Annotated in this window: 2 protein-coding genes; one reads left to right on the forward strand and one right to left on the reverse strand. The window is 79.7% G+C overall.

Translation table 11 applies throughout. The features are described from left to right. Positions 1–27: 27 nt before the first annotated feature. Positions 28–1929, forward strand: coding sequence for a LysM peptidoglycan-binding domain-containing protein (locus GTQ99_RS18205; RefSeq protein ID WP_166617139.1), 1902 nt, complete (start codon positions 28–30; stop codon positions 1927–1929). Positions 1930–2383: 454 nt separating this feature from the next. Here the strand turns inward: GTQ99_RS18205 and GTQ99_RS18210 are convergent, their stop codons facing one another. Next, a complete protein-coding gene (locus tag GTQ99_RS18210) occupies positions 2384–6310 on the reverse strand; it encodes an FtsK/SpoIIIE domain-containing protein (RefSeq protein ID WP_205707756.1) in 3927 nt (1308 codons plus the stop codon). Between the last annotated feature and the right edge of the window lie 135 nt (positions 6311–6445).

The raw sequence follows: 6445 nt of genomic DNA on the forward strand, positions 1-6445 counted from the left end.
CCCCCGCACCGTGAGGCAGGACCCCCCGTGAGCACAGCGACACCCCTGCGACCGCGACCCGCCGCCCGGCTGCCGCGCACCGAGCTGACCCGCCGGGCCCGCGCCGGTGAGCTGCTGCGCGGCGCCCTGGCCGCGCTGGTCCTGCTCGCCGTCCTCGGCGGCGTCCCGCTCGCCCTCGTCGAGCTCGTCGGCAACCCGCTGCCCTCGAGCGCCCCCTCGCGCAGCTGGCTGGACGCCGAGCTCAGCGCGTCCGCCGTCCTCGACGTCCTCGCGGGCGTCCTGTGGCTGGTGTGGGCGCACTTCGCCGTCTGCGTGGCCGCCGAGTTCCGCGACCACGTGCGCGGCGCCTCCCCGCGCGCGGTGCCCTTCGGCGGCGCCAACCAGCTGTTCGCCCAGCGCCTGGTCGCCGCCGTGCTGCTGCTGGCGGCCGGTGCGGTCTGGGTGCCCGGTGCGGTGCCCGTCCTCGACGCCGCGCCCGTCAGCGCGACGGTCGGCGCCCCGGCCGCCGCCGGCGGCGCGTCCGCTGCGGGTGAGGCGGGTGCGGCGCGCGGCGGTGCGAACCCGGCGCCCGCCGTCCCCGACGCCGGCTGGGACGGCGCCTCCGCCGCGGGTGCCGCGGCGCGGGCCGGGTCCGAGCCCGTCGTCTACGTCGTCCAGCCGCCGCACGGGCGCCACCACGACTGCCTGTGGGACATCGCCGAGCGGACGCTGGGGGACCCGCTGCGCTACCGGGAGATCTTCGCGATGAACGCCGACCGGGTCCAGCCCGACGGCTCCCGCCTCGTCGACGCCGACCTCATCCGGCCCGGGTGGACGCTGCTGCTGCCGTCCGACGCGGTGGGCGGCAGCACGGCCCTGCCGGTGCAGCAGCCGGTGCAGCAGCCGGTGCAGGAACCCGTGCAGCAGCAGGTGCAGGACCCCGTGCAGGACCCGGTGCAGGACCCCGTGCAGGAGCGGGCCGGCACGCTGGAGCGCTCGGTGCTCAGCGGCGGGCTGGTGGCGGTCGGCCTGCTGGCCGCGACCCGGCGCCCGCAGGCGCAGGCCCCCCAGGCGCCGCCCGTGCGCGGTCTGGACGACCCCGAGCGCGCCCGCTTCCTCGACGCGGCGCTGCGCCGGCTGGCCGCCGCGGCCGACGACGCGGGCGCGGTGCTGCCGGACCTGCTGGCGGTCCGGCTGGAGGTGGACGACCTGGCCCTGCACTTCGGCGAGCCGCCCGCGCTGCGGGTGCCGGAACCCTTCCGCGGCGAGGGGCGCACCTGGACCGTGGAGCGCGCGGCGCTCGAGGCCGCGGCCCTGGCCTCGCCCGTCCCGGCCCGGACCGCGGCGCCCTACCCGGCGCTGGTCGACCTGGCGCGCGTCGGCGACGGCGACCTGCTCGTCGACCTGGAGGCCGCACCGGGCCTGCTCGCCCTCGCCGGCGACGACGGCACCGCCCGCGCGCTGGCGCTGTCGGCGGCCGCGGAGCTGGCGCTGAACCCGTGGTCGGACGGCGTGCACGTCCACCTCGTCGGGTTCGCCGCCCCGCACGCGGCGCTGGCGCCGCAGTTCGTCACCGACGTCTCCTCGCTGGCGGACCTGCTGCACGAGCTGGAGTCCACCGCGGGCGAGCACGAGCGCACGGCGCGCGCGCTGGGCGTCGACGGCGTCCTGACCGGCCGGCGCTCCCGGGAGGCGGTGCGCCCGCGCCCGCACGTCGTCGTCCTGTCCGGGCCGCCGTCGGCCGCCGACGCCGCGCGCCTGGACGCGCTCGTCGCCGCCGGCCGCACCCCGTTCGCGGTGCTCGTGGTCGGTGACGTGCCGAACGCCCGCTGGCGCTTCCGCTGCGACGCCGACGGCAGCGTGGACCTCGGGGTCCTGGGGGTGGCCGGGCGCGCGTTCGCCCTCGACGACGACGGGTACGCCGAGATCGCCCGCCTCGCGGGCGCCTGACCGGGTCCCGGGACGATCACGAGCGAGCCGTCGCCGTGGACGTCGCGGCTCGCGGGGAAGCCCTGGTCGACCGCACCTCGAACCCGTCGCGCTCGTGGGGGCCAGGGGGGACCCGGGGGGAGCCGGGGGTCGAGCCGGGCCACCGGGCTGCCGCGCTCGGCGAGCCGTCGAGCGATCGCCACCTCGAACGCCGCGGTCCGGTGCGCCCGGGGCGCCACGCGCGCCACGACGTCGCAGGGCAGCAGCCGCGGGGTGAGCTCGTCGGGGACGTCGAGGGGCACCACCTCCTCGACCGCCAGGCCGAGCGAGGAGGCGATCGCCGTGGCCGCGGCCACGGCGATCGCGGTGCGTCGCGCTGCTCAGCCCCCGGACCCCGCGGTGGGCGCGGTCGTGGTGGTCGCCCGCCGGACCAGCCGAGCGATCCGCTGCCACGCTCGAGGGCGGCCCCGTCCACTCAGGGCAGCAGGACCTGCACGCCCTCCCCGGTGCCCGCGCGCACGAGCAGCCCGCGCCCGGCCGGGCCGCCCAGCACGCTGCGCGAGAGGCGCAGGCCGAACAGGTCGCCGTCGTTCGCGCCGCGCGGGGTCAGCAGCAGCCCGGTGCGCTGGCGCTTGAGCGCGACGACCGGTCCCCGGTACATCGACTGCAGCTCCTCCACGCCGCCCGCGGCCACGACCGCGCAGCCGGAGTCGCGCAGCGACTCCAGGTGGGCCACGAGGCCGTCGGGCACGGGGCCGTCCAGCCCCAGCAGCTCCAGGTCGTCCACGAGCAGCAGCGAGGGGGCGGCCCCCTCGGCGGGGGCCAGCGCCGCCGTGGCCGCCGCGACCGCCTCGCGGTCGGCGTCGGCGGTCAGCGCCGCCACGACGCCCTCGCGGCCGGCGAGCGCGAGCAGCGGGGAGCGGCGGGCGGTGACGAGGCCCACCCGGTGCCCGCGGGCGAGGGCCTGCTCGGCCAGGACGAGCAGGACGGTGCTGCGCCCCGAGCGGCGCGGGCCCGCCACGAGCAGCCCCGGCCCGTCCTCGAGCATGTCCAGGCAGTGCAGCCGCAGCGTGTCGCCGCCGACCGCGACGCCCAGCCGGGCGGGGCCGGCGGGTTCGCCGAACTCCCGCAGCGCCCGCTGCAGCTCCACGCGGGTGGGCAGCACGTCGACGCGGAAGGGCCGCAGCCGCGCGGGCAGGTCCGCGTGGCGGGCGGTCAGCTCCGCGGCGGTGCGCTGCAGCGCCGCCACCTGCGCGGTGCCGGCCGGGTCGGCGTCCAGCAGCGCGACCTGCGTCTCCACGGGCGCCTCCGCCCCGGGACCGGCGCGGAAGCCGCGCCCCGCCGGCATCCCCGCCGGCACCGACCGCGCCGGCAGCCCGATGGCGGAGAAGTCGCCCGGGTCGGTCATCCGCAGCACGAGCTTGTCGTCGAGCAGCGTGGAGGTCCGCCCCAGCAGGCCGGTGCGGTCCACGCCCAGGACGACGGTGACCCCGGCCGCCCCGCCCTCGGCCAGCAGCTGCGTCCAGGCGTCGACGAGGCGGCCGCCGTCGAAGGTCTCGAACGCGGCGACGAAGCCCTCCCAGCGGTCGAGCAGCACGAGCAGGTGCGGCAGCCGCTCGTCCTCGGCGACGGCGAGGCGCTGCTCGGCGACGGAGGCGAAGCCCTGCTCGGCCAGCAGCCGCTGGCGTCGGCGGACCTCCGCGCCCAGCCGCTCGGTGAGCCGGGAGACGCGGTCGACCTGCTCGCGCGAGACGACGGCGCCGGTGTGCGGCAGGGCGCTCAGCGGCAGCAGCGCGCCGCCGCCGCAGTCGAGGCCGTAGAGGTGGACGTCGGCCGGGTGGCACGTCGCCGCGACGGCCGCGGCCACCGCGCGCAGGACGCTGGAGCGGCCCGAGCGGGGAGCGCCGACCACGGCCAGGTGCGAGCCGGTGCTGAGGTCGAGGGTGGCGTGCGCGCGGCGCTGGTCGCGCGGCAGGTCGGCCAGGCCCAGGGGCAGCGGGCGCACCCGGCCGCGCTCGGGGACCGCGCCGACCCCGGCCGGCCCGAGCAGCTGCGCCAGCTGCACCACCTGCGGCAGCGGGGGCAGCCAGGGGCTGCGCTGCGGCGGCAGGTCCAGGTCGGCGGCGGCCGTGCGCAGCGCCGCGACGAGGCGGGCGAGGTCGGTGGGGGTGGCCGCCTCGTCGCCGTGCGGGTCGTGCGGGTCGTGCGGGTCGTGCGGGTCGGCGGGGTCGCGGCCCCCGGGTCCGTCGTCGCCGGGGACCGCCACGGACCCCGCCAGCGCCAGCCGGGCGCGCGAGGCGCGGACCGCGGCGCCGGCGCGGCCGCCCACGCGGGCGGTCTGGAAACCGGTGAGCGGGGAGCTGCCGGAGCGCGCGAAGGCCCGTCCCGGCAGCGTGCGGGGGATGCCGGCGGCCTCGGCGGCGTCGAGGACGTCCTGGCTGTCGCGGGCGTCGGTGACCCGCAGCGCGATGCGCAGCGCGGTGTTGGAGCGGATCTCCGCGCTGACCACGCCCGCGGGCCGCTGGGTGGCCAGCAGCAGGTGCACGCCCAGGGAGCGCCCGCGGCGGGCGATGTCGACCAGGCCCGTGACGAAGTCGGGCAGCTCGGCGACGAGCGCGGCGAACTCGTCGATGACGATCATCAGCCGCGGCACCGGCTCCAGCCGCGAGCCGGGCACGTCGCGGGCCGCGGTGTAGTCCTCGACGTCCTTGGCGCCGGCCGCGGCGAGCAGGTGCTCGCGGCGCTTCAGCTCCGCGCCCAGGCTGGCCAGCGCCCGCGTCGTCAGGTGGCCGTCGAGGTCGGTGACCACGCCGACGGTGTGCGGCAGGTCGCGGCAGTCCTCGAACGCCGCCCCGCCCTTGTAGTCGACGAGCACGAAGGTGAACTCGTCGGGGCGGTTGCCGACCGCCAGCGAGGCGATGATCGTCTGCAGCAGCTCGGACTTGCCGGAACCGGTGGTGCCGGCGACGAGGCCGTGCGGGCCGTCGGCGCGCACGTCGACCACGTGCGCGCCCTCCAGGCCGACGCCGATCGCGGCGCGCGTGGTGCGTCCGCCGGCCCGCCAGCGCCGCCCGACCGCGGTGGCCAGCGCGTCCACGGCGGCCGGTGCGGCGCCCGCGGCCTCCAGCTCCAGCAGCTCCAGCAGGCGGGCGGAGCCCGGCAGGTTGCCCGCCAGGTCCTCGGAGGAGGAGTCGCGCACGGGCGCCAGGGCCCGCGCGAGGCGCTCGCACCAGGCGGTGCCCACCTCGTCGAAGCGGACGTCCTCGACGACCTCCTGGCCGGTGACGGCCACGCTGCCGCGCTCGGCGACGGCGTCCACCACGGCGCGGCACTCCTCCGGCAGCGAGCGCACGTCGGCGTCCAGGCAGACCAGGCGCACGCCCAGCGCGGGCCCGTCCTGCAGCAGCGAGACCACCCCGGGGTGCGCGCGCAGCCGCCGGGCGCCGTCGAGGACGACGAGGACGGTGCGCCAGGCGGGCACCGTGCCGGAGCGGCGGTCGGCCAGCAGCGCGCGCCGCGCCGCGAGCAGGTCGGTCAGCTCGCCCAGCCGGGCGGTCAGCGACGCCTCGTCGGTGCCGGCGGCGACCACGGCCGACAGCGGCGCGTCCTCGCGGCGCGCGTGCGGCAGCCAGCGCACCCAGTCCCACCGCCCCGCCGGCGCCCCCTCGGGGTCACCGGGGGCGTCGGGGGCGCACAGCAGGACGACCTCGAGGTCGGCGGGGCTGGCCAGCACCGCGGCCTGGGCCAGCGCGAGGGCGCCCAGCGCCGCCCGCCGCGCCGGCGGGGCGGCGATGCCCAGGACCCCGGCGGTGGCCAGGTCGACCGCGACCGGCACGTCCGGCGCGCTCCAGCGCTGCGGTCCCTCGTGCTCGGCACGGGCCGGGTCGCGCAGCACCACCTCGCTGGGCTGGTCGGCGGTGCCGACGCGCGTGCGCAGCCAGTCGGGGTCGCCGGGGCGCCGCTCCCACAGCCGCGCCCGTGGGCCGACGGCCGTCAGCAGCAGCGTCGCGGGGTCCGGCGCCTCGTGGTGGCGGCGGGCCTGCTCGGCCAGCAGCGCCCGGCAGGCGTCGGCGCGCACGGCCGCGCTGCGCTCGGCGTGCTCGCGCACCAGCCGGCGGTGGCGGCGGGTGGCCTGGCGGCGCGAGGAGGTCACGTTGCCGATCGCCATCACCGGGCTCAGCAGCGCGAAGGCGAGCACGGAGGGCGAGCGGGTGCTCGCGTACAGCGCCAGCGAGACCAGCAGGGGGGCGATCACCACCACCCACGGCACGGCCTGCTTGTCGGGGCGCACCGGCACCGCCGGCAGCGCGAACCCGGCCGGGCGCGCCGGCGGCAGGGCCGGCGGCAGGTGGCCGACCCGGTGCGGACGATCCCCGCCGACGACGAGGTCCCGCTGGTGCACCTGGAGCGCCGGCCCCTGGCGGGCTCGCGCACCACCTGGCGGCCGGGGACCGCGCTCGTCGTGGACGGCACGGTCCTGCGGCTGCAGCTGCCCGCCGCCCCGGACGCCGTGCTGACCCCCGCCCCCCGCGGGGCC

Origin of the sequence: Kineococcus vitellinus (assembly GCF_009906315.1) — a bacterium.
In the GTDB taxonomy this organism is placed as follows: Bacteria; Actinomycetota; Actinomycetes; order Actinomycetales; family Kineococcaceae; genus Kineococcus; species Kineococcus vitellinus.